Annotated in this window: 25 protein-coding genes and 1 pseudogene; 16 read left to right on the forward strand and 10 right to left on the reverse strand. The window is 71.7% G+C overall.

Features of this window, described 5'->3' with window-relative positions:
- A partial coding sequence (locus AB0B58_RS06485; RefSeq protein ID WP_360218485.1) for a COX15/CtaA family protein occupies nt 1-937 on the reverse strand: 937 nt, incomplete at its 3' end.
- 149 nt (nt 938-1,086) lie between these two features.
- On the opposite strand from AB0B58_RS06485, the pseudogene AB0B58_RS06490 reads away from it, so the two are divergent.
- The 8 genes and pseudogenes from AB0B58_RS06490 to AB0B58_RS06525 all read left to right on the forward strand — a co-directional run bounded on the left by AB0B58_RS06490 (nt 1,087) and on the right by AB0B58_RS06525 (nt 7,744).
- Nucleotides 1,087-1,820 (forward strand): annotated as a pseudogene (locus AB0B58_RS06490) (transcriptional regulator).
- Nucleotides 1,817-3,250 carry a Fe-S cluster assembly protein SufB gene (sufB, locus tag AB0B58_RS06495; RefSeq protein WP_360218488.1) on the forward strand — a complete coding sequence of 478 codons (1,434 nt, stop codon included), beginning with the start codon at nt 1,817-1,819 and terminating at the stop codon, nt 3,248-3,250. Before AB0B58_RS06490 ends, sufB begins: the two are co-directional and overlap by 4 nt.
- Nucleotides 3,251-3,301: 51 nt before the next feature.
- The gene (gene sufD / locus AB0B58_RS06500) at nt 3,302-4,435 is read left to right on the forward strand and encodes a Fe-S cluster assembly protein SufD (RefSeq protein WP_360218491.1); all 1,134 of its coding nucleotides are present in this window, start codon (nt 3,302-3,304) and stop codon (nt 4,433-4,435) included.
- On the forward strand, nt 4,432-4,764 hold the full coding sequence (locus AB0B58_RS06505; RefSeq protein ID WP_360218494.1) for a non-heme iron oxygenase ferredoxin subunit: 333 nt from the start codon (nt 4,432-4,434) through the stop codon (nt 4,762-4,764). The genes sufD and AB0B58_RS06505 overlap by 4 nt, the downstream gene beginning before the upstream one ends.
- Nucleotides 4,761-5,525, forward strand: a complete 765-nt coding sequence (gene sufC, locus AB0B58_RS06510; protein WP_360218497.1) for a Fe-S cluster assembly ATPase SufC — start codon at nt 4,761-4,763, stop codon at nt 5,523-5,525. The genes AB0B58_RS06505 and sufC overlap by 4 nt, the downstream gene beginning before the upstream one ends.
- A gap of 17 nt (nt 5,526-5,542) precedes the next feature.
- The gene (locus AB0B58_RS06515) at nt 5,543-6,772 is read left to right on the forward strand and encodes a cysteine desulfurase (RefSeq protein ID WP_360218500.1); all 1,230 of its coding nucleotides are present in this window, start codon (nt 5,543-5,545) and stop codon (nt 6,770-6,772) included.
- Nucleotides 6,769-7,227 carry a Fe-S cluster assembly sulfur transfer protein SufU gene (sufU, locus tag AB0B58_RS06520; protein ID WP_360218743.1) on the forward strand — a complete coding sequence of 153 codons (459 nt, stop codon included), beginning with the start codon at nt 6,769-6,771 and terminating at the stop codon, nt 7,225-7,227. Before AB0B58_RS06515 ends, sufU begins: the two co-directional genes overlap by 4 nt.
- Before the next feature lie 52 nt (nt 7,228-7,279).
- Nucleotides 7,280-7,744, forward strand: coding sequence for a metal-sulfur cluster assembly factor (locus AB0B58_RS06525; RefSeq protein ID WP_360218503.1), 465 nt, complete (start codon nt 7,280-7,282; stop codon nt 7,742-7,744).
- 18 nt (nt 7,745-7,762) lie between these two features.
- On the opposite strand, the gene AB0B58_RS06530 is transcribed toward AB0B58_RS06525, so the two are convergent.
- The 5 genes from AB0B58_RS06530 to AB0B58_RS06550 are packed head-to-tail and all read right to left on the reverse strand — an operon-like array spanning nt 7,763 to nt 12,009.
- Nucleotides 7,763-8,500, reverse strand: coding sequence for an SDR family oxidoreductase (locus AB0B58_RS06530; RefSeq protein WP_360218506.1), 738 nt, complete (start codon nt 8,498-8,500; stop codon nt 7,763-7,765).
- On the reverse strand, nt 8,497-9,525 hold the full coding sequence (locus AB0B58_RS06535) for an alcohol dehydrogenase catalytic domain-containing protein (RefSeq protein WP_360218509.1): 1,029 nt from the start codon (nt 9,523-9,525) through the stop codon (nt 8,497-8,499). Before AB0B58_RS06535 ends, AB0B58_RS06530 begins: the two co-directional genes overlap by 4 nt.
- Complete coding sequence (locus tag AB0B58_RS06540) at nt 9,525-10,367, reverse strand: fumarylacetoacetate hydrolase family protein (protein ID WP_360218512.1); 843 nt, start codon at nt 10,365-10,367, stop codon at nt 9,525-9,527. The genes AB0B58_RS06535 and AB0B58_RS06540 overlap by 1 nt, the downstream gene beginning before the upstream one ends.
- Nucleotides 10,364-11,254, reverse strand: coding sequence for an SMP-30/gluconolactonase/LRE family protein (locus tag AB0B58_RS06545; protein ID WP_360218515.1), 891 nt, complete (start codon nt 11,252-11,254; stop codon nt 10,364-10,366). The genes AB0B58_RS06540 and AB0B58_RS06545 overlap by 4 nt, the downstream gene beginning before the upstream one ends.
- Nucleotides 11,251-12,009 (reverse strand): IclR family transcriptional regulator, encoded by a 759-nt coding sequence (locus AB0B58_RS06550; protein WP_360218518.1) that lies wholly within the window; start codon nt 12,007-12,009, stop codon nt 11,251-11,253. The genes AB0B58_RS06545 and AB0B58_RS06550 overlap by 4 nt, the downstream gene beginning before the upstream one ends.
- Before the next feature lie 59 nt (nt 12,010-12,068).
- Here AB0B58_RS06550 and AB0B58_RS06555 point away from each other — a divergent pair, with 59 nt between their 5' ends.
- Together AB0B58_RS06555 and AB0B58_RS06560 are read left to right on the forward strand one after the other, a co-directional pair.
- A complete protein-coding gene (locus AB0B58_RS06555; RefSeq protein ID WP_360218521.1) occupies nt 12,069-13,784 on the forward strand; it encodes an IlvD/Edd family dehydratase in 1,716 nt (571 codons plus the stop codon).
- Between the two features lie 35 nt (nt 13,785-13,819).
- Nucleotides 13,820-14,575, forward strand: coding sequence for a maleylpyruvate isomerase family mycothiol-dependent enzyme (locus AB0B58_RS06560; protein ID WP_360218524.1), 756 nt, complete (start codon nt 13,820-13,822; stop codon nt 14,573-14,575).
- Here the strand turns inward: AB0B58_RS06560 and AB0B58_RS06565 are convergent, their stop codons facing one another.
- Nucleotides 14,576-15,277: a histidine phosphatase family protein gene (locus AB0B58_RS06565; protein ID WP_360218527.1), complete on the reverse strand. Its 702-nt coding sequence runs from the start codon at nt 15,275-15,277 to the stop codon at nt 14,576-14,578.
- Between the two features lie 167 nt (nt 15,278-15,444).
- Here AB0B58_RS06565 and AB0B58_RS06570 point away from each other — a divergent pair, with 167 nt between their 5' ends.
- Nucleotides 15,445-16,038, forward strand: coding sequence for a LysE family transporter (locus AB0B58_RS06570; protein ID WP_360218530.1), 594 nt, complete (start codon nt 15,445-15,447; stop codon nt 16,036-16,038).
- Nucleotides 16,039-16,098: 60 nt separating this feature from the next.
- Here AB0B58_RS06570 and AB0B58_RS06575 read toward each other — a convergent pair whose 3' ends face one another.
- The gene (locus AB0B58_RS06575) at nt 16,099-16,716 is read right to left on the reverse strand and encodes a DUF2625 family protein (RefSeq protein WP_360218533.1); all 618 of its coding nucleotides are present in this window, start codon (nt 16,714-16,716) and stop codon (nt 16,099-16,101) included.
- Between the two features lie 59 nt (nt 16,717-16,775).
- On the reverse strand, nt 16,776-17,459 hold the full coding sequence (locus tag AB0B58_RS06580; protein ID WP_360218536.1) for a DNA alkylation repair protein: 684 nt from the start codon (nt 17,457-17,459) through the stop codon (nt 16,776-16,778).
- Between the two features lie 30 nt (nt 17,460-17,489).
- On the opposite strand from AB0B58_RS06580, the gene AB0B58_RS06585 reads away from it, so the two are divergent.
- Nucleotides 17,490-17,666: a hypothetical protein gene (locus tag AB0B58_RS06585; protein WP_360218539.1), complete on the forward strand. Its 177-nt coding sequence runs from the start codon at nt 17,490-17,492 to the stop codon at nt 17,664-17,666.
- Entirely contained in the window at nt 17,663-18,307 is a 645-nt protein-coding gene (locus AB0B58_RS06590; protein WP_360218542.1) for an acVLRF1 family peptidyl-tRNA hydrolase, read from the forward strand. The genes AB0B58_RS06585 and AB0B58_RS06590 overlap by 4 nt, the downstream gene beginning before the upstream one ends.
- Before the next feature lie 34 nt (nt 18,308-18,341).
- Here AB0B58_RS06590 and AB0B58_RS06595 read toward each other — a convergent pair whose 3' ends face one another.
- Nucleotides 18,342-19,259: a neutral zinc metallopeptidase gene (locus AB0B58_RS06595; protein ID WP_360218545.1), complete on the reverse strand. Its 918-nt coding sequence runs from the start codon at nt 19,257-19,259 to the stop codon at nt 18,342-18,344.
- 216 nt (nt 19,260-19,475) lie between these two features.
- On the opposite strand from AB0B58_RS06595, the gene AB0B58_RS06600 reads away from it, so the two are divergent.
- From AB0B58_RS06600 to AB0B58_RS06610, 3 genes are all read left to right on the forward strand, one after another.
- Nucleotides 19,476-21,080, forward strand: coding sequence for an ABC-F family ATP-binding cassette domain-containing protein (locus AB0B58_RS06600; RefSeq protein ID WP_360218548.1), 1,605 nt, complete (start codon nt 19,476-19,478; stop codon nt 21,078-21,080).
- Nucleotides 21,081-21,567: 487 nt separating this feature from the next.
- Nucleotides 21,568-21,795 carry a helix-turn-helix domain-containing protein gene (locus tag AB0B58_RS06605; RefSeq protein WP_015620263.1) on the forward strand — a complete coding sequence of 76 codons (228 nt, stop codon included), beginning with the start codon at nt 21,568-21,570 and terminating at the stop codon, nt 21,793-21,795.
- Complete coding sequence (locus AB0B58_RS06610) at nt 21,792-22,571, forward strand: enoyl-CoA hydratase/isomerase family protein (RefSeq protein ID WP_360218553.1); 780 nt, start codon at nt 21,792-21,794, stop codon at nt 22,569-22,571. Before AB0B58_RS06605 ends, AB0B58_RS06610 begins: the two co-directional genes overlap by 4 nt.
- Nucleotides 22,572-22,653 lie beyond the last annotated feature (82 nt).

The raw sequence follows: 22,653 nt of genomic DNA on the forward strand, positions 1-22,653 counted from the left end.
AGGCGACGGGCGCGGCCACCGGCTCGGCGGTCTCGGCGATCGGCGCCGCCGGCGGGGCCGGGGTGGCGGCGGGCCGCTCGCGCAGGCTCCACAGCACGCTGAGCGTGCCCAGCCAGACCAGGCAGGCGCCCAGGATGTGCGCGCCGACCAGCAGGACCGGCAGGTGGGTGAAGTACTGGACGAAGCCGATCAGCCCCTGGCCCAGCTCGATCAAGACCAGGATGCCCGCCGCCCGGACGGCCGGGCCCGGCGCCCGCACCGCGCGCAGCGCGAACCAGAGCGCCACCGACAGGCCGATCAGCAGGAAGACCAGGTCGGCGTGGACCTGGGAGATCAGTTCCGGATCGAGGCCGTTGCGCTTGGCCTTCTCGTCGCCCGCGTGCGGGCCGCTGCCCGTCACGATCACGCCGACCACGATCACCGCGGCGCTCGCCAGCGCCGTCAGGCGGGCCAGCGCCACCAGCGGCGCCGGCACCAGGCGGCGCGGGGGGCCGTCGCCCTCGGCGGTGCGTTTCCAGAGCGCGTATGCGAGGGCGATCAGCGTCATCGAGAGCAGGAAGTGGAGCCCGACCACCCACGGGTTCAGGTCCGTCAGGACCGTGATGCCGCCGATCACGCCCTGGCCCGGGATGCCGAGGCCCACCGCGAGCGACAGCAGGACCAGCGATCGGCGCCGCGGCCGCTCGAGCAGGGCCGCGATGAAGCAGGCCAGCGCGATCAGGCCGAGCGCGATGCCGAGCAGGCGGTTGCCGAACTCGATGACGCCGCGCACGCCCATCTCCGCCGTCGTCGTGTACGACGCGTCCGTGCACCTGGGCCAGGTCGGGCAGCCGAGCCCGGAGCTGGTCAGCCGGACCGCCGCACCCGTGACGACCAGGCCGATGTTGGCGATCAGGGATGCTAGGGCCAACGGGCGCAGGAGGGTGCGTTTGCTCACGCCGGGAATGGTACGCCCGATTTTGATCTTGATTTCGGGTGCCCGTGCGGGCCGGTGTCATGGATCACCGGGCCCGCCGTTTGCAGGGCGCCGATGAAATACGTAACGTTGGCGTAGTGAAAACACGGGAGCTCAGTGCGCCGGCCGGCATGGCCGTGGGCTTCCGCCTACCCACCGCCGAGAACCGGCCGGTCGAGGGCAGGACCGCGGACGGCCGCACCCGGGACCGGGTGGCCCAGCTGCTCTTCGAGAGCGGCGCCGCGACCGCGGCCGAGCTCGGCGCCCAGCTCGGGCTCAGCCCCGCCGCCATCCGCAAGCATCTCGACGCCATGCTGGCCGAGCGGCTGGTCGAGGTCCGCGAGAGCCGGCACCACGGCCCGCGCGGCCGGGGCCGGCCCGCCAAGGCGTTCGTGCTCACCGCCGAGGCCCGGGAGGGCTTCCCGCACTTCTACGACGGCATCGCCACCGCGGCCCTGCGGTGGATCGCCGAGCACGGTGGCCCCGAGGCGGTCAGCGCCTTCGCCACCGCTCAGGTCGCGGCCCTGGAGGAGCGCTGCCGAGCGGCGCTCGCCGAGGCCGGCGACGCTCCCATCGCCAGGGCGGAGGCACTTGCCAAGGCCCTGACCGCCGAGGGTTACGCTGCCAGTTCGACCGCGATCGCGTCCGGCGGGCAGCTGTGCCAGCACCACTGCCCGGTGGCGCACGTGGCCGCCGAGTTTCCCCAGCTGTGCGACGCCGAGACCGCGGTCATCTCGCGGCTCATCGGCACACACGTGCAGCGTCTCGCCACCATCGCGCACGGCGACGGGGTGTGCACCACGCACATCCCCGCCCGCCGCGCGTAACCGATACGACCGCCACCACTGTGAGGACAGATAGATGACCGAGCAGATCGTCCAGCCCGTCGTGACCCAGGAAGAGCACCTCGCCGCCCTGGGGAAGTACGAGTACGGCTGGGCAGACGCCGACACCGCCGGGGCCACCGCCCAGCGCGGCCTGTCCGAGGCCGTGGTGCGCAACATCTCGGCGCTCAAGAGCGAGCCGCAGTGGATGCTCGACCTGCGGCTCAAGGGCCTGCGCCTCTTCGACCGCAAGCCCATGCCGAACTGGGGCGCCGACCTCACCGGCATCGACTTCCAGAACATCAAGTACTTCGTGCGCTCGACCGAGAAGCAGGCGGCCACCTGGGACGACCTCCCGGCCGACATCAAGAACACGTACGACAAGCTCGGCATCCCGGAGGCGGAGAAGCAGCGCCTCGTGTCCGGCGTCGCGGCGCAGTACGAGTCCGAGGTCGTCTACCACAAGATCCGTGAGGACCTCGAGGAGCAGGGTGTTCTCTTCCTCGACACCGACACGGCCCTGCGCGAGCACGAGGACGTCTTCAAGGAGTACTTCGGCACTGTCATCCCGGTCGGCGACAACAAGTTCGCCGCGCTGAACACCTCGGTGTGGTCCGGCGGCTCGTTCATCTACGTGCCGAAGGGCGTGCACGTCGACATCCCGCTGCAGGCCTACTTCCGGATCAACACCGAGAACATGGGCCAGTTCGAGCGGACGCTGATCATCGTCGACGAGGGTGCCTACGTGCACTACGTCGAGGGCTGCACCGCGCCCATCTACTCCTCGGACTCGCTGCACAGCGCGGTCGTCGAGATCATCGTCAAGAAGAACGCCCGCTGCCGGTACACGACCATCCAGAACTGGTCGAACAACGTCTACAACCTGGTCACCAAGCGCGCCACCTGCGAAGAGGGCGCGACCATGGAGTGGGTCGACGGCAACATCGGCTCAAAGGTGACGATGAAGTACCCGGCCGTCTACATGACCGGCGCGCACGCCAAGGGCGAGGTGCTCTCGGTCGCGATGGCCGGCGAGGGCCAGCACCAGGACGCCGGCGCCAAGATGGTGCACGCCGCGCCGCACACCTCCTCGACGATCATCAGCAAGTCGATCGCCCGGGGCGGCGGCCGCACCTCGTACCGGGGTCTGGTGCAGGTCATGGAGGGCTCGCACCACAGCGCCAGCACCGTCAAGTGTGACGCGCTCCTGGTCGACACCATCTCCCGCTCGGACACCTACCCGTACGTCGACATCCGCGAGGACGACGTGTCGATGGGCCACGAGGCGACGGTTTCCAAGATCAGTGACGACCAGCTCTTCTACCTGATGAGCCGGGGCCTGACCGAGGACGAGGCCATGGCGATGATCGTGCGCGGCTTCATCGAGCCGATCGCCAAGGAGCTCCCGATGGAGTACGCCCTCGAGCTGAACCGTCTGATCGAGCTGCAGATGGAGGGTGCTGTCGGCTGACCGCCGCCACCCCCGCCCCCGAAAGCACCGGATCACCAGAGCAAGGATGAGATGACTACCGAGGCCATGGCACCGCCGAGCACCAAGTCGCAGGTGCTGCGTTCCTTCGACGTCGCCGACTTCCCGGCCCTCAACGGCCTGGAGGAGGAGTGGCGCTTCACCCCGATCAAGCGGCTCGGTGAGCTGATCACCGCGAGCACGCTCACCGGCGCTGCGCCGGCCGTCGAGGCCGGCGACCTGCCCGCCGGGGTGTCCGTCACCCAGGTCGACGCCGGCAAGGTCGAAGCGGTGCTGACGCCGTTCGACCGCGTCAGCGCGCTCGCGTTCGGCTCGGCGGCGTCGGTGACCCTGATCGACGTCGCCGCCGAGACGGTGGAGGCCGAACCGGTCGTCATCAAGGTCGTGGGCCAGGGCGGCGCCGCCGCCGCGGCCCGCACCTACGTCAGGGTCGGCAACTTCGCCAAAGTCACGGTCGTCCTGGAGCAGGTCGGTGCTGCCACCCTGGCCGACAACATTGAAGTCGTGCTCGGCGACAGCGCCCAGCTCACCTTCGTCACGCTCACCGAGTGGGACGCCGACGCGGTGCAGGCACAGCACGTCAAGTTCCGGGTCGGCCGCGACGCCCGCGTCGATCACGTCCAGGTCTCCCTGGGCGGCAGCCTGGTACGCCAGTTCACCAGCGTCGAGTACGCGGGCCGGGGCGGCCAGGCCGAGCTCTGGGGTCTGTACTTCGCCGACGCCGGCCAGCACATCGAGCACCGTCAGCTGGTCGACCACGGCGTGCCGGACTGCCGCAGCTACGTCGGCTACCGCGGCGCGCTGCAGGGCCGGTCGGCGCACACCGTCTGGGTCGGCGACGTGGTCATCCGCGCTGCCGCGACCGGCACGGAGACCTACGAGATCAACCGGAACCTGCTGCTCACCGAGGGCGCCCGCGCGGACTCGGTACCCAACCTGGAGATCGAGACCGGCGAGGTCGTCAGCGCGGGGCACGCCAGCGCCACCGGCCGCTTCGACGACGAGCAGCTGTTCTACCTGATGGCCCGGGGCATCCCCGAGGCCTCGGCCCGCAAGCTCGTCGTCCGCGGCTTCTTCGCCGAGCTGATCAACAAGATCCCGGTCGAGGAGATGCGCGAGCGCCTTGGCGACGCCCTCGAGGCCAGGCTGGCGAAGGCAGGGTCATGAGTTTCGAGCTCGTGGGCCGGGCCGACGACGTCGTGAAGGGCAGCGTGGCGACCGCCAGCGTCGACGGCGTCGACATCGCGATCGTGCACGCCGACGACGACCGGTTCTACGCCGTACGCGACGAGTGCAGCCACGCGTCGATCGCACTCTCCGAGGGGGAGGTCGACGGCTGCACCCTCGAGTGCTGGCTGCACGGCTCCCGCTTCGACGTGCGTACCGGTGAACCCTCCGGCCCTCCCGCCACCGAGCCGGTGGCAACCTTTCCCGTCGAGATCCGCGACGGCGAGATCTACGTCTCTACGACACCGAGCAATGGAGTAATGCCGTGAGCACCCTCGAGATCCACGACCTGCAGGTGTCGGTCAAGTTGCCCGAGGGCGACCTGAAGCCGATCCTCGCCGGCGTCGACCTGACCGTGAAGTCGGGCGAGACGCACGCCATCATGGGCCCGAACGGCTCCGGCAAGTCGACCCTGGCCTACTCCATCGCGGGCCACCCGAAGTACGAGATCACCGGCGGCACGGTGACCCTCGACGGCCAGGACGTCCTCGCGATGACCGTCGACGAGCGCGCCCGCGCCGGCCTCTTCCTGGCGATGCAGTACCCGGTCGAGGTGCCCGGCGTGTCGGTGGCGAACTTCCTGCGCACCGCGAAGACCGCGATCGACGGCGAGGCGCCGAAGCTGCGCACCTGGGCCGGCGAGCTGCGCGGCGCCATGGAGAAGCTGCAGATGGACCCGGCGTTCGCCCAGCGCAACGTCAACGAGGGCTTCTCCGGCGGCGAGAAGAAGCGGCACGAGATCATGCAGCTCGAGCTGCTCAAGCCGAAGATGGCGATCCTCGACGAGACCGACTCCGGCCTCGACATCGACGCGCTGCGCATCGTCAGCGAGGGTGTCAACCGGGTGCGGGCGTCCGGCGAGGCCGGCCTGCTGCTGATCACGCACTACACCCGCATCCTGCGCTACATCAAGCCGGACTTCGTGCACGTCTTCGTCGCCGGCAAGATCGTCAAGGAGGGCGGTCCCGAGCTCGCCGAGCAGCTCGAGGCCGAGGGTTACGAGCGTTACGTGACCTCCGCGCACGCCTGAGGATCGAGGAACCGATCATGACGTTCGACGTGCGCCTGGTGCGAGCCGACTTCCCGATCCTCGACCGGGAGGTCAACGGGCATCCGCTGGTCTACCTCGACAGCGCGAACACCTCGCAGAAGCCGCGCCAGGTGCTCGACGCCATGCGTACGCATCAGGAGCGGCACAACGGCAACGTGTCCCGCTCCGTGCACACGCTGGGCACCGAGTCGACGACGGCCTACGAGGCCGCCCGCGCGAAGGTCGCCGCCTTCATCGGGGCGGCCTCGCCCGACGAGGTGGTGTTCACCAAGAACTCCACCGAGGCGATCAACCTGGTCGCGTACACCTCGGCCCAGCTGCTCTCGCTGGGCCCGGGTGACGAGATCGTGGTCTCGGAGATGGAGCACCACTCCAACCTGGTGCCGTGGCAGCAGCTGTGTCAGCGCACGGGTGCGACCCTGCGCTGGTTCGGCGTCACCGACGAGGGCCGGCTCGACGAGTCGAACCTCGGGGAACTGGTCAACGAGCGCACCAGGATCGTCTCGATCGTGCACATGTCCAACATCCTGGGCACGATCAACGACCCGTCGCGGATCGTCGCCCGGGCGCGCGAGGTCGGCGCGAAGGTGCTGCTGGACTGCTCGCAGTCGGTGCCGCACCTGCCGGTCGACGTCGCCGAGCTCGGCGCCGACTTCATCGCGTTCACCGGGCACAAGATGCTCGGCCCGACCGGCATCGGCGTGCTCTGGGGCAGGTACGAACTGCTCGAGGCCATGCCGCCGTTCCTGTCCGGCGGGTCGACGATCGAGACCGTGACGATGGCCGGCACCACGTTCGCGCCGCCGCCGGCCCGCTTCGAGGGCGGCACCCCGCCGATCACCGAGGCCATCGGCCTCGGTGCGGCGGTGGACTACCTGACGGCGCTCGGCATGGAGAACGTCCACCGGCACGAGCAGGAGATCACGGCGTACGCGTTGAAGGCCCTCGCGGACATCCCCGGCTTGCGCGTCTTCGGCCCGGCCACGCCGGACGGCCGCGGCGGCACGGTTTCGTTCGAGGTCGAAGGGGTACACCCGCACGACGTCGGGCAGATTCTCGACGATCTCGGCGTTGAGGTGAGGGTGGGGCACCACTGCGCGCGCCCGGTGTGCGCGCGGTTCGGGGTCCCGGCGATGACCAGGGCCTCCTTCTACCTCTACACGACGACCGACGAGATCGACGCCCTGGCCCGCGGTCTGGAGCAGGTTCGGAAGGTGTTCGCCTGATGGTCGATCAGCTCTACCAGGACATCATCCTGGACCACTACAAGCACCCGCACGGCAAGGGCCTGCGCGCCCCGTTCGCCGGCGAGGCCCACCACGTCAACCCCACCTGCGGTGACGAGGTGACCTTCCGGGTCGCCGTCGACGGCTCCACCTTCTCGGACATCTCGTACGACGGCGTCGGCTGCTCGATCAGCCAGGCGTCGGCGTCCGTGCTGCACGAGCTGTTGCAGGGCGTCACCGCGGACGAGGCGAGCCAGGTGCACGAGGCCTTCGTGGCGCTCCTGCAGAGCCGCGGCGCGATCGAGCCCGACGAGGAAGTGCTCGGCGACGGCGTGGCGTTCGCCGGCGTGGCGCGCTACCCGGCCCGGGTCAAGTGCGCGCTGCTGCCGTGGATGGCGTTCAAGGACGCCGCGGCCCGCGCGGGTGTCGGCGTGGGCCCGGAGGTTTCGGCATGACGGCCCGTGGCGGCGAGGGCCGAGAGGCCACCATGTCCCAGGAGGAAACAGCATGACCGACAGGACTGTGGAAGAGATCGCCCCGGAGACGGCCGAGACGGCCGTGCCGGAGGGCGCGCCGGCCCCGGTCGCCGCGGACGACGCATCGGAGTCCGGCGAGGCGGCGAAGGCCGACGGCGGCGCCGCCGTCTCGAAGGCGACCGTCGCGGAGGTCGAGGAGGCGATGAAGGACGTCGTCGACCCCGAGCTGGGTATCAACGTAGTCGACCTCGGCCTGGTGTACGACGCGCACATCGACGACGACAACGTGGTGACGCTGGACATGACGCTGACGTCGGCGGCCTGCCCGCTGACTGACGTGATCGAGGACCAGACCCGCCAGGCCCTGACCACAGGCCCGGGCGGCGGCCTGGTCAAGGACTTCCGGATCAACTGGGTGTGGCTGCCGCCGTGGGGCCCCGACAAGATCACCGATGACGGCCGCGACCAGCTCCGGTCGCTGGGCTTCAACGTCTGAGACGGCCCCGGCCTTCTCTCATTGCGGCAGGCGCAGGGTGGCCATGCCGCCGTCGACCGCGAGCAGCGTGCCCGTCGTCGAGCCGGCGAGGGGACTCGCCAGGTAGGCGATCGCCTGCGCGGCCTCGGCCGCGCTGACCAGCCGGCCGATCGGCTGGCGGGCACGCAGCGCGGCGCCGGTGGCCGCGGGGTCGTCCGCGGCTGCCAGCAGCCGCTCGACCCACGGGGTGTCGGCGGTGCCGGGCAGGACGGCGTTGACCCGTACGCCCTGGCGGACGTGGTCGGCGGCCATCGCCAGGGTGAGGGCGGCCACCGCACCCTTGCTGGCCGCGTACAGGGCGCGCTGCGGCACGCCGACCGCGGCGACCACCGAGCAGGTGTTGACGATCGCGGCGCTGGGCGAGGCGAGCAGCAGCGGCAGGGCGGCGCGGGACATCCGCGCGATGCCGACCACGTTGATGTTCAGCACGCGGTGCCACTCGTCGTCGCCGTTCGCGGTGACGTCGCCGGTCGCGCCGATACCGGCGTTGTTGACCAGGATGTCGAGGCGGCCGAACCGGTCGGCGACCACGGCGACCGCGGCCTCGACGGACGCGGCGTCGCCGACGTCGCAGACCACGCAGAGGTCGCTGTCGTGTTCGGCGAGGTCGAGGCCGGCCACCCGGGCGCCGCGCTCGCGGAGCAGGGCCACGGTCGCGGCGCCGATCCCGCTCGCGCCGCCGGTGACGATCGCGGTGAGTCCTGCGAGGTCAGTCATGACACGCACCCTTCGTCGGACGGGCGGACGTGGATCTTCGGTCCGGGACCCCAGGACGGGCGGCGCTCGCCCGCCAGCACCGCGCCGACCTCGTCCAGGCCGACGGTGGCGGCGATCAGCGGGCGCGGGTCGACCAGGCCGGCGGCGAACAGCTCGACCGTCCCGGCGAGGCCGCCCGACGCGCTGAGCACCCCGACGGCCGTGACGTCCTTGAGCACCAGGGTCCGGGAGTCGACCGGGCTGGGCTCGCTCGCCAGCCCGACGTAGACCACCCGGCGGCCCGGTTCGACAAGGTCGGCGGCCAGGGCCGGCAGCGCGGCCCCGTTAGAGGCGTCGATGACCGCGTCCCAGGGCAGGTCCGGCAGGGTCTCGGCGGTCCAGGTCCGGGTGAAGCCGATCGAGGCGGCGAACTCCAGCGCCGCGGCGCCGCGCCCGAGCAGATGCACGTCGGCGCCGTGTGCGGCGGCGATCTGGGCGGCGAGCAGGCCGATCGTGCCCGGCCCCAGCACGAGCAGCCGCCCGCCGGGCGGCAGCGCGGCCGCGTTGACCGCGCGTAGCGCGTTGCCGGCGGGTTCGACCAGGGCGCCGAGCGCCGGATCCACCGAGTCGGGCAGGACCTGCAGGGCCTTGACGGGTACGGGCAGCTGCTCGGCGAGCGCGCCGGGCCGGCCGTTGCGGATGCCGATCTCGTACCGGTCGGCGCAGACGTGCTGCCGCCCGCCCGTGCACCGGTGGCAGCGGCCGCAGCCCAGCATGGTGTCGCCGGTGACCCGGCGCCCGATCCAGGCCCGGTCGACCCCGGCGCCGACGGCGGCGACCGTCCCGGACCACTCGTGCCCGATCCGCATCGGGTACCGCGCCTGGCCGGTGTGCAGGTAGGACATCGCGCCGCTGAAGAACTCCATGTCCGTGCCGCAGACCCCGGCCCGCTCCACGTCGACCACGACCTCGCCGGGGCGTGCCTCGGGCGGCGGCACGTCGAGCACCTCGGCCCGGCCCGGGCCGGTGATCACGAAGGCGCGCATCAGCGGGCGGCGACCACGGTCTGGCGCTGGCTGCCCAGCCCGTCGATGCCCAGCTCCATGACGTCGCCCGGCCGCAGCCAGGCGGGCGGGTCGAGGCCCATGGCGACGCCCGGCGGGGTGCCGGTGTTGATCAGGTCGCCGGGCTCCAGCACCATGAACCAGCTCAGGTACCGCACGATCTCGTACGGGTCGAAGACCATTGTCGCGGTGTTGCCGGTCTGCCGGCGTACGCCGTTGACGTCGAGCCACATGCCCAGCGCCGACACGTCCGGGATCTCGTCCGGCGTGACCAGCCACGGCCCGGCGGGGTTGAACGTCTCGGCCGACTTGCCCTTCGACCATTGCCCGCCGCGCTCGATCTGGAACGCGCGCTCGCTGATGTCGTTGCACACCATCCAGCCGGCGATCGCGGCGCGCGCGGCGTCGTGATCGTCCAGGTAGGACGCCCGGCGGCCGATCACGATGCCGAGCTCGACCTCCCAGTCCAGCTTCGTCGAGCCGCGCGGCTGCCGGACGTCGTCGTTCGGGCCGACCAGCGTGTTGGGCGACTTGGTGAACAGGATCGGCTCGTCAGGCACCGCCTGGCCGGTCTCGGCGGCGTGGTCGCGGTAGTTGAGGCCGATGCAGAGGATCTGGTGCGGGCGGGGGATGGGCGCGCCGATGCGCTCCCCGGCGAACCGCTCGACCCGGCCGGCGGCGATCCGGGCGTCGACGGCCTCCCGGAACTCCTCCGGCGCGGCGAAGAACCTCCCGCCCAGGTCCGAGACGTCGACGTATCCGTCGCCGTCGACCCGGACGACGGCCCGCTCGGCGCCGGCCTCCCCGATCCGCATCAGCTTCATGGTTCTCCAGGTGCAGGTCCGGCCCAGGGGGCCACCGGCAGGCCGGTCACGCCGGCCTCGGCGATGAAGAGACGACCCGACATCGAGTACGCGGCCAGGCGCTCCGCGTCCAGCTCGTCCGTCGCCGTGGTGATGAGCATCCGGTCGAGCCCGGGCCCGACGAACGCGACGCTGCTGGTGTGCGGGGCGGCCACCTCGACGACGGCCCCGGTGGGCCGCCCGTCGGGGGTGTACCGGCGCACCTCGCCGGCACCCCAGACCGCGATCCACAGGTGACCGTCGGCGTCGGCGCACATCCCGTCGGGCACGCCGTCGTCGATCCGCAGCCACTCCCGCCTCGGGCCGACGGCGCCCGTTGCCACGTCGTACGTGCGGACCCAGACGATGCCGGGGACGCTGTCGATGCTGTAGAACAGCGTGCCGTCCGGGCTCCAGGCGAGCCCGTTGGAGAGGGTCAGGTCGTCGTCGAGCGTGGTCAGGCTGCCGTCGCGCTCGAGGCGGACGAGCGTCTCGCCGCCCCGGGTGCGGTCCAGCGTGAGCGAGCCGACCAGGAACCGCCCGGCCGGATCACAGGCGCCGTCGTTGAGCCGCCGGGGCGGGGATCCCTCGGCGATGATCCGCGCGCCGGTGGCTCCGCGCGGCGCGGTGAACACGGTCTTCTCACCGGCGACGAGCAGCTCGCCGGCCGCGGAGCAGACCACCGCGCCGACCGTGCGGTCCAGGTGGTGCGTGGCGGTGACGATCACCCGGTCGCCGTCGAGGCGGCCCTCGTGCACCGCGCCGGCGGGGACGTCGACCCAGAGTAGCCGCTCCCGCGGGCCGTCCCAGACGGGGCCCTCACCGAGGGTGAAGGTCTCCTCGCCGGCGACGGCGGCGGTGTACCTCATCGGGCCTCCACGGTCGCTCGGATCGCCGGGACCTGGGCGATCAGGGTGGTCAGCGGGGTGCGGGAGGCGGGCGCCGAGACGCTGACCGCGCCGCTCGGGCGGGTGGGCGACGCCATGAACACCGGCACGGCGAGGCACACGATGCCGGGCTCGTTCTCCTGGTCGTCCACCGCGTACCCGGCGATCCGGATCTCCCGCAGCGCGGCGGCCAGCTCGGCGGCGGTGGTCAGGGTGCGCGGGGTGCGGGAGGCCAGGGCGCGTCCGCCGATCCAGTCGGCGACCGCGGCGTCGTCGCTCAGCGCGTACGCCAGGAGGAGCTTGCCGACCGCCGTGCTGTGCACCGGATTACGGCCGCCGACCGTGGAGGTCAGGCGCAGCGCGCCGGACGGCGGGTCGACCTTGGCCCGGTATACGACGGTGTCGCCGTCGAGGACGGCGTAGTGCGCGGTCTCGCCGTAGCGCCCGGCCAGCTCGGTCAGCACGGGCGCGATGCGCAGGTGGTCGGGGCGGGCCTCGTGGTGCGCGAACGCCAGCCGCAGGAACTCGTCGCCGAGCACGTAGCGCCCGCGCCCGTCGCGGCCGGCGAAGCCGAACCGGCACAGCGCCGCCAGCGCACGGTGGACGGTGGGCTTGGGGCTGGCCACCGCGCGGGTCATCTCCTCGAGCGAGACGCCGCCGGCGTGCCGCGCCAACTCGGTCAGGACCGCGAGGACACGATCCGTACCGACCAAGGGGGGTGCGATTTCCGGGGCCACCGGCGTACCGTACCGGATATTCCAGATAGGACACTAGCGTTCCGATTATTGGAAGATTGATGCCTGAGCTGCGCAGCGCCGAGTGGTACGCCGGATCGGACCGCAACGCCTACATCCATCGCGCCTGGATGCGCCGGGGAGCGCCGAACTCGGCGTTCGAGGGCCGCCCGCAGATCGCGATCGCCAACACCGCCTCCGACCTGACCCCGTGCAACAGCCACCTCGACGAGATATCCGAGCACGTCGCTCGCGGCGTCTGGGAGGCCGGCGGCGTACCGCTGAACCTGCCGGTCGTCTCGATCGGCGAGACCCAGGTGCGCCCGACCGCGATGCTGTGGCGCAACATGGCCGCGATGGCGACCGAGGAGATGCTGCGCGCCAACCCGATCGACGGCGTCGTGCTGCTCGGCGGCTGCGACAAGACCATCCCGTCGCTGCTCATGGCCGCGGCCTCGGTCGACCTGCCGGCCGTCGTGGTGCCGGGCGGGCCCATGCTCACCGGCACGTTCCGCGGCACGCCGCTGGGCTGCGGCACCGACGTGTGGCGCCTGTCCGAGGAGGTACGCGCCGGAACGCTCAGCGAGGCCGCGTTCCTCGACTCCGAGTCCTCGATGATCCGCAGCCGCGGGCACTGCAACACCATGGGCACCGCGTCCACGATGGGGCTGCTCGCCGAGGCGCTCGGCACGGTCCTGCCGGGCACGGCCGGCACGCCGGCGCCGGACAGCCGCCTGCTGGCCCGCTCGCACGAGACCGGCCGGCTGATCGTGGCGATGGTCGCCGCGGACCGGCGGCCCAGCCGGGTGCTCACCGCCGGCTCGTTCCACAACGCGATCGTCGCGCTGGCCGCGCTCGGCGGCTCCACCAACGCGGTCGTGCACCTGCTGGCGATCGCGGGCCGGCTCGGCGTGCCGCTGACCCTCGCCGACTTCGACCGGATCGCCGCCGAGGTGCCGCTGCTGGTCGACCTCCAGCCGGCCGGGAAGTACCTGATGGAGGACCTCCACCGGGCCGGCGGCCTGGCGGCGGTGCTGCGGGAAGTCACCGACCTGCTCGACTCCGACGCGATCGACGTGACCGGGCGGCCCTTCGTCGAGTCGCTCGCCGAGGCGCAGATCTGGGACCCCGACGTCATCCGCCCCCGGGGATCACCGGTGCAGTTCAACGCCGGCATCGCCGTGCTACACGGCAACCTCGCGCCCAACGGCGCGATCATCAAACCCGCGGCGGCCAGCCCGCACCTGCTGCGGCACCGCGGCCGGGCCGTGGTCTTCGACTCCGTCGAGGATTTCAACGCCCGCATCGACGCGCCGGAGCTCGAGGTCGACGCCGACTCGGTGCTGGTGCTGCGCGGTTGCGGGCCGCGCGGCTACCCCGGCATGCCCGAGGTGGCGAACATGCCGCTGCCCACCAGGCTGCTACGGCAGGGCGTGCGCGACATGGTCCGGGTCTGCGACGGCCGGATGAGTGGTACGGCGTACGGCACCGTCGTGCTGCACGTCGCGCCGGAGGCCGCCGCCGGGGGACCGCTCGACCGGGTACGGGACGGCGACTGGATCACCCTGGACGTCGAGAGCCGGAGCATCACGGTGGACGTTCCGGAGGAGGAGTTCGCGGCCCGCGAGCCGTCGGCGGCGCTGCGCGCGGCGCTGGCCCGCCCGCTCCGGGGCTGGCAGAAGCTCTATGTGGACACCGTCCTCGGCGCCGACACCGGCGCCGACCTGGACTTCCTCGTCGGTTCGAGCGGCGGCGTCGTGAGCCGCGAATCGCATTGACGGACTTTGTCACCCCCCGGTGGTAGACAACGTGGATGACTCAGATTCCGCCGTTCCCCGAGTCGCTCGACCTCATCGCCGAGCGGTCCGCCGCCCTGCGCTCGGCGGTCGCCGCGGCGCACGACCTGGAGGCCCGGGTGCCGGGCTGCCCCGACTGGTCCCTGCGCGACCTGGTCGCCCATCTCGGCCGGGTGCAACGGTTCTGGGCGGCCGGGGTCACCGCCGGTCCCGCCGCCGGTCCGCCGCCCGGTTCGGCCGTCGTCGACCCGAGGCCGGCCGGCGATCTGCTGGCCTGGTCGGCCGAGTCGACCCGCCTGCTGCTCGAGTCGCTGCGCGCGGCCGGCCCGGACCGGGACTGCTGGACGTGGTGGGGTGCCTCCGACGCGCCGATGACCTCCGGCGCGGTGGCGCGCCACCAGGTGCAGGAGGCGGCCGTGCACGCCTACGACGCGCAGGAGACCGTCGGCAAGCCCGAGCCGATCCCGGCGGACGTCGCCGTCGACATCGTCGACGAGCTCCTGGTGGTGACCCTGGGCTCGCTCGGCGCCTGGCCGCACCGCTCGGCCCGCGTCGCGCTGTCGGCGACCGAGGGTCCGACGTGGACGATCGACCTGACGCCCGGCGGCGCGCGGCCCGGCCCGGCGGCGGGTGACGAACCCGTCGCGACGCTGCGTGGTTCGGCCGGCGACCTGGTGCTCGTCCTCTACACCCGCATCCCGCTGGACCGCATCGAGATCGACGGCGACCGCGAGGTCGCCGAGCGTTTCCAGGCCTGGACGGACACCCGCTGATCAGGAATCGGCCGGCAGGTGCTCGACCGAGTTGTACCGGTCCAGCACCAGCCGCCCGGAGGAGCCGTCGAAGCGGGTGATCGAGGCGTTCAGCACCCGGCCGGCCTCGGCGACGACGGCGTCCAGCGCGGCCCAGTCCAGCCTTTCGATGACGCACCGCATCATCAGCACGACGGAGTCGTGTGCGACCACCACGACCCGTGCGCCGGCGTGCCGGGCGTTCACGTCCTCGAGAAACAGGGTGAGCCGCGCGGCGATGTCGGCGAAGTCCTCGCCGCCGGGCGGCCGGTAGGTGTATTCGTTCGCCTGCTCCCGCCAGCGGGCCGGCTCGTCGGGGAAGCGGGCCAGGATCGCGGCCCGGGTCAGCATCTCCAGGTCGCCCAGCAGCCGGTCGACGAGCCGCTCGTCGGCGGTCGGCGCCGGGAGGCCGAGGCCGGACGCCTCGGCGGCGATCCGCCAGGTCTCCCGCGCCCGCAGGTACGGCGAGACGACCGCCACCTCGGGCACCCGCTCGGCGGGGAGCGCGGCCAGCCAGCGCCCGACGGCCCGGGCCTGCTCGACGCCGAGGTCGGTCAGCGCCACGTCGGCGTCCCGGCCGGTGAGCCCCGACTCGAGCAGGCCCTTCTCGTCGGCCAGCGGAAAGGCGACGTTCGCCGCGCTCTGCCCGTGCCGGATCACGATCAGTTCATCGACGACGGTCACGGTCGAAACCCTAGCGGCGAAAACCGGTGGCCTTCAACGGATCGAGGCGGTCATCATGGCGGCGTGACAAAGCCGAGCCTGCCCGCGCACCTGCCCGCCGCCGAGCCCGTCCGGGCCGCGCGACAGCAGCGTGTCGCCGTCGGCCCGGCGGTACACCCACCCGCGCCGTGAGCGGGGCGTTCCTGGCCGGCGTGGTCGCCGGCTACGGCGTCGCCGTGCCCGTCGGCGCGATCGCCGTCCTGATCGCCGGCCTGACCGCCCGCACCTCGCTGCGCGTCGGCGCGGCCGCCGGGCTGGGCGCGGCCACCGCGGACGGCGTGTACGCCCTGGTTGCGGTGCTGGGCGGTGCGGCCCTGGCCGGATCGGTCGCGCCGATCGCTACGCCGCTGCGCTGGACCGCGGCCGCCGTGCTGGTGGCCCTGGCGGTGCACACGGCGCGGTCGGCGCTGCGGAAACGGACCGGCGAGGCCTCGACGGACACGACCACGCCCGGCGCGGCGTACCTCGGCGTCCTCGGCCTGACGCTGCTCAACCCGGCGACGGTCGTGTATTTCGCGGCGCTGGTGCTGGGCCGCGGCGGCGCGGGCGGCGGCGTGTGGTTCGTGCTGGGCGCGTTCCTGGCCTCGGCGAGCTGGCAACTGCTGGTCGCCGGCGGCGGCTCCCTGGTCGGGCGGCTGCTGACGGGGGAGCGGGGGCGCCTGGTGACCGCCCTGGTCTCCAGCGCGGTCATCGCGCTGCTCGCCGTCGGCCTCGTGACCTGACCCGCTCCCCCTGCCCAACTTCCTGTCGCTGGATCCGGTCGACGAGGCGGAGGCAGTTGTCTAGAGGAGGCCGAGCTGACGCGCGAACTCCTGGTGAACCGAGACGAGTTCAGCAAGCCGGATCGGCCTTCGGGACACCGCGGAGAGGTCCTTCCCCTCCCTGGTCCACGGCGGCGGCAACGCGTTGATCCCCTCATCCAACGCGACGCCGGCCACCTCGGCCTCCCACCCCGGCCAGCGCAAGCCCTCATAGAATCGGGTCACCGCGCCGGTGAGCATCGCATGCAGCCAGTCGCCGTACCCGAGCTCGAGATCCTGCCACTCCAGGTCCTCCGGGCCGAAGTAGTGCACCGTCGGCGCCGCGCCCGACTCTGCCGGCAGCCACACGAACTGCCCGCCCATCACGTCGAATGCGACGACCAGACGACCGCCATCGGCATCCATCGCGGCAGCGACATCCGGGAGCCCTTCATGCCCGCCGCCGAGCACCCGAAGCCAACCACGGTCGATCACCAGTCCGCCGCTGCGGGCCACCACCGCGCCGAGCCATGACCCTGTCGTGATGCCCAAGGCCGTCAGGCACGCTGCCGCCCGCTCAGGGTCGGCCGGCAGCGCCTCTACCGGATACGGGGCCGCCGCCACCAGCGCTGAGATCTCGGCCCAAGCAGAATTCTCCACCGCGTCAGCATCCCAGGGCATCGATCATGCGGCACGGAGGGCTTCGCTCCCGGGCGGCGTCAGAGATGTTTCGAGGCCTCGCGCACCGAGAGTGGGGACAGCGCGTCGCCGTGGCGGGCGAGGTAGTGGCGCACCGCGTCGGCGTCGGTGCGGGCGTACTGGCGCAGCGCCCACCCGATCGCCTTGCGGACGAAGAAGTCGCGGTGGCCCGCCTGCCGGGTGCAGTAGCCGAAGAGCCGGTCCGTGTCCGTCTCCGCACCGTAGTTCAGCTGATGCAGGATCGCCGTGCGGACCAGCCACAGGTTCTCCTCGGCGGACCACGCGTCCATCTCGGCGCTGAGCCGCGGATGCCGGCGCACCAGCCCGCCCACGAACCGGGTGGCCAACGGGTCGACGGTGTCCCACCAAGACCTGACCGTGATCAGCGTGCGCGCGGTGGCCAGGAATTCCGGCCCCGGGACCGCCACGTGCCGGCGCAGCCAGTCGCAGGCGAAGTACTGGTACTCGCGTTCCGCCAGATCCCAGCAGGCCAGGACCACCGTGCGCAGTTCCTCCTCGGTCGGCGCGGGCAGGCCGGCCAGGACGCCGCGGGCGAGCGTCCGCTGCGTCGGCGCCGACAGGCCGAGGAAGGCGAACTGGTCCCGCATGTACGCCGCCGCCCGCTCGGCGCGCTCGGGGTCGCGGGCCGCGGTGAACGCCCGCACCAGCCGGTCCAGCAGCTCGTCGGCGAGCGGTCGCGTCATGTGAGGATCATCGCATCATAGGGTGACGGCATGAGCGACTGCACCGAGCGGAGCGAGGGCCGGGAGCGCATGCCCGGTCTGCTCGGCATGAGCGACTGCACCGAGCGGAGCGAGGGCCGGGAGCGCATGCCCGGTCTGCTCGGCATGAGCGACTGCACCGAGCGGAGCGAGGGCCCGGAGCGCATGCGGAAGGCGGGCACGGCATGAGTGCGCGGCAGGCGGCCGGCGGCGGGCGGTGGGTGGATGTCGCACCGGAGCGGCTGCCGCGCTGGCTGGAGAACTTCGCCGCCCGGCACGGCCCGTGGACCGCGGCCGGACTGCTGCTCACCGCGGCCGACGGCGCGACCGCCGAGCTGGTGCCGCCGCCGGGGGCGCCGCCGATCGACGATCTTCCGTCGCTGCGGCGCGAGGCGGACGTGGCCCGCCGGATCGGGCTGTTGCTGGCCCGCAAGGGTGCCGTCGCGATCGGCGTCGCCGAGGGCACGAAGCTGATCGTGTCCAAGGTCGACACCCACTACGTGCAGGGCAGGACCGCGGCCGGCGGCTGGTCGCAGCAGCGCTTCGCGCGCCGCCGCGACAACCAGGCGAAGGCGGCCGCCGCGGACGGCGCCGGCATCGCGGCCCGCCTGCTCCTTCCGGAGGTACGCACCCTGAGCGCGCTTGTCACCGGTGGCGACCGTACGGCGGTCGAGTCGATCCTCGCCGCGCCGAACCTGCAGCCGCTGGCGGCGCTGCGCGTCGAGCGCTTCCTCGACGTGCCGGAGCCTCGCCGGACGGTCCTGGAGGAGGCGGCCGCGCAGGCCCGCACGATCCAGATCCTGGTCCGGGATCCCCGGCCCGCGCCGTGAAGGTGTGATCTTCGATTCAGTACGTCGGTGATCTTCAGCTCACCGCGCCGGCGGCGAAGGTGTCGCAGTCCTTCGGCGAGCCCGACTCGTAGCCGTTGGTGAACCACTCCTGCCGCTGTGCGCTGGTGCCGTGGGTGAATTCCGCCGGGTTGACCCCGCCGCCGCCGCGGCGCTGGAGCGCGTCGTCACCGATCTTGGCGGCGGTGTCCAGCCCCTCCTGGATGTCCTGCTCGCTGATGCTCTTGATGATCTTCTGGCCCGAGCCGTCGTCCGTGCCGGTCGCGTTCTTCGCCCAGGCTCCCGCGTAGCAGTCCGCCTGCAGCTCCAGCTTCACCGAGAGCTCGTTCGCGCTGCCCGGGTCGCGCTGCTGCGCCCGGCGCATCGATGCCTCCGTGCCCAGCAGGTCCTGCACGTGGTGGCCGTACTCGTGTGCCAGCACGTACGGCTGCGCGAACTCGCCCGGCGCGCCGAGCTGCTCCGCCAGGACCCGGTAGAACGTCAGGTCGATGTAGACGCGGTCGTCGGCCGGGCAGTAGAACGGTCCGACACCCGAGTCGGCCGCGCCGCACTCGGTGCGGACCGCCTTCGAGAACAGGACCGTCTTGGCCGGCTGGTACGGCTCGCCGAAGTTCGCCGGTAGCGCGTCGGCCCAGTAATCCTGAATCGAGTTCACGAAGAGCACGTTGCGGCAGTCGAGCTGCTCGCGGGCGTCGGACTGCGAGCACTTCTGCGCCAGCTGGGTGTCGCCGCCGTTCTGTGCCGAGCCGCCGTCCCCGGTCAGGTTGTTGACGCCGAAGTAGCCGCCGACCAGGGCGATCAGCACCGTCACGACGATGCCGGCGAGGCCGCCGCCGCCGATGGGCAGGCCGCCGATGCCGCCTCCGGCTCCGCCGGAGGAGCGCTGGTCGTCGATCTGGCTGGTGTCGATCCTGGCGTTCTCGTTGAGTTCCATCTCACCCTCGCTCGACCCATCCGGCACGTGTGGTGCGCCGTTTACCCGCTACCGCTGCCGGCTAATCGATTGGGAGGTCGCGGCGGGCGCCCGGTACAATCGGCGGGTGCTGCTCTGCGAAGGCTGACCTGCCCCGCGCCGGCCGGACGTCTGGGTCCGATCGGCGCTTCCGTGTGCCTGAGCCAGCCTTCTTCTCTGAGAGCGAGACGCTTCCTCATGATTACCGCCACCGGACTCGAACTGCGTGCGGGCTCCCGGATCCTGATCTCTCCGACCACGCTGCGGGTCCAGCCGGGCGACCGCATCGGCCTGGTCGGCCGCAACGGCGCCGGAAAGACCACCACCCTCAAGGTGCTTGCCGGCGAGGGCCAGCCGTACGCGGGGGAGGTCGCCCGCACCAGCGAGGTCGGCTACCTGCCGCAGGACCCCCGTACCGGTGACCTGAACGTGACGGCCCGCGACCGGGTGCTCTCGGCCCGGGGTCTCGACGTGCTCCTCTCCGAGATGCAGAAGCTCGAGGTCGAGCTCGAGGAGAGCTCCGACGAGAAGCTCATCCGCCGCTACGGCCAGCTCGAGGACCAGTTCGCCAGCCTCGGCGGCTACGCGGCCGAGGCCGAGGCGGCCCGGATCTGCTCGAATTTGGGCCTGCCCGACCGCGCGCTGGCACAGACGATCGGCACGCTCTCCGGCGGTCAGCGCCGCCGGATCGAGCTGGCCCGCATCCTGTTCCAGAACTCCGGCCAGAACGGCAAGGGCATCCTGCTGCTCGACGAGCCGACCAACCACCTCGACCAGGACTCGATCACCTGGCTGCGCGGCTACATCGCCCAGCACAAGGGCGGCCTCATCGTGATCAGCCACGACGTCGAGCTGCTCGACGCCGTGGTCAACCGGGTCTGGTACCTGGACGCGAACCGCGCCGTCGTCGACATGTACAACGTCGGCTGGAAGACCTATCTCAACCAGCGGGAGACCGACGAGCGCCGCCGCCGCCGCGAGCGCGCCAACGCGGAGAAGAAGGCCGGCGCCCTGATGGCGCAGGCCGACAAGATGCGGGCCAAGGCCACCAAGACCGTCGCGGCGCAGAACATGGCCCGCCGCGCGGAGAAGCTGCTCGGCGGCCTCGAGGAGGTCCGGACCTCCGACCGGGTCGCCAAGGTGCGCTTCCCCAGCCCCGCGGCGTGCGGCAAGACGCCGCTCACCGCGCACGGGCTGTCGAAGTCGTACGGCTCGCTGGAGATCTTCGCCGACGTCGATGTCGCGGTGGACCGCGGCTCGCGGGTCGCCATCCTCGGCCTGAACGGCGCCGGCAAGACCACGTTGCTGCGGATCCTCGGCGGCCTGTTGGAGTCCGACACCGGTGAGGTGCGTCCGGGGCACGGGCTGCGGCTCGGCTACTACGCGCAGGAGCACGAGACCCTGGACGTGGACCGCACGATCCTCGAGCACATGCGCAGCGCCGCGGCGGACCAGACGGACACCGACCTGCGGAAGATCCTGGGCGCGTTCCTCTTCTCCGGTGACGACGTCGACAAGCCCGCCGGGGTGCTCTCCGGCGGCGAGAAGACCCGGCTCGCGCTCGCGACGCTGGTCTGCTCGGGCGCCAACGTGCTGCTGCTGGACGAGCCGACGAACAACCTCGACCCGATCAGCCGCGAGCAGGTGCTCGACGCCATCGCCAACTATCCGGGCGCGATCGTGCTGGTCACGCACGATGCCGGTGCCGTGCAGGCGCTCAAGCCGGACCGGGCGATCCTGCTGCCCGACGGCGACGAGGACGCCTGGAGCGACGACCTGTTGGAGCTCGTCGAGCTGGCTTGATCGCCGTCACTTGATCGAGGATCAACGGCATCGTCAGTTGTCAACTGGTGCCCACACAGACAGTGCGACTCCTGCCCGGCTCCGGTCACCCCGCGACGGAGCCCGGCCGCACCGTGCCCGGGTGCGCGTGCCCGCCCGGCCGGCGACGACGTCTCTTCGTGAACCCCTGGTAGACGCTGAGTGACATCGTTGTCCGTCCATGCTGTAGTTGATGTTTGTGCAGCTCAGCGGGTGGTCTTGGACCTCGGCCCGCTATACCACGGCGGGCTGGGAGCGGTCCGGGGAAACGCTCTCCGGTACCCGTTTCCCGGCGCCTTCCGGGTGCGGGGTCATCTGTCTGACATTGATGCGCATGGTGACCGTCGGGTTCCTGACAGTGGTAATTGGGCACGTTCGCTAAGCCGAGATACCTAGCGCATGATCGTTGGAGGCGGTCTAATAGGTGGGACCGTATCGAACCGCACAGTCTGGGACGTGAGGATTCAACATGGCAGCCACGGGCACAGCCACCAGCACTGAGAAGGGTCGTCGAATCGTCGGAAGCGAGCGCCAGACGCTCGCCAAAGACCTGGTGAAGCGTTACACGTCCGGGGAGAGCATTCGCGCGTTGGCCGCCTCGACCGGGCGGTCCTACGGATTCGTGCACCGGGTGCTCACCGAGTCGGGTGTTCAGCTCCGCCAGCGCGGCGGCGCCCGTCGCCGTAAGAAGGCATGACGACCAGTGCATCACCCGGGTCCGACGTAGGCGTTCGGTATGACCAGGACGGGCCGGTCGCGACGGTGACGTTGTGCCGGCCCGATGTGCTCAATGCACAGACTCCGGCCATGTGGTCAGAGCTCGGCAACATATCCCGGAAATTACCGGGAGACGTGCGAGTCGTCATTGTCCGAGGTGAAGGACGCGCTTTTTCCGCGGGACTCGACTTGTCGGTCGCCCGGGGTGACGGCGATTCTTCGCTGCCCGTACTGGCCCGGTTGTCGCCGGAAGAGTGCGCCGAACGCATTGCCGGCTTCCAGGAAGCGTTCACCTGGTTACGGCGTCCCTCGCTCGTCACCATCGCCGCCGTACAGGGCCATGCTATCGGCGCGGGATTCCAGTTGGCGCTGAACTGCGACTTCCGGGTGCTCGCCGACGACGCGCGCTTCTCGATGGCGGAGGTGACCCTCGGCCTCGTACCGGACCTCGGCGGGACCAAGCGCCTGACCGAGCTCGTCGGGGTGTCGCGGGCACTGGAGATCTGCGTGACCGGCCGGCGGATCTCGGCGCAGGAGGCGGACCGGATCGGTCTCGCCACCGCCGTGGTACCCGGCGCCGACCTGGAGGGCGCGGTCGCCGACCTGGCCGCAGCCACGCTGGCCGGCGACGCCGGTGCCGTCGCGGAGATCAAGGCCCTGCTCGCCGGAGCGCCACAGCGCTCGTACGCGGAACAGGACCGGGCCGAGCGGGAGGCGCAGACCCGCCGCCTGCGCGATCTGATCGGCAGTGAGTAAGGACCCAACTGGAAGAAACCGGTTACCTCTCGGGTTGTCATACCCAGCGGGCACACTGTGCCTGCGGTTCAAGACGCCCGGG

Source organism: Actinoplanes sp. NPDC049118 (assembly GCF_040648555.1).
Classification (GTDB): Bacteria; Actinomycetota; Actinomycetes; order Mycobacteriales; family Micromonosporaceae; genus Actinoplanes.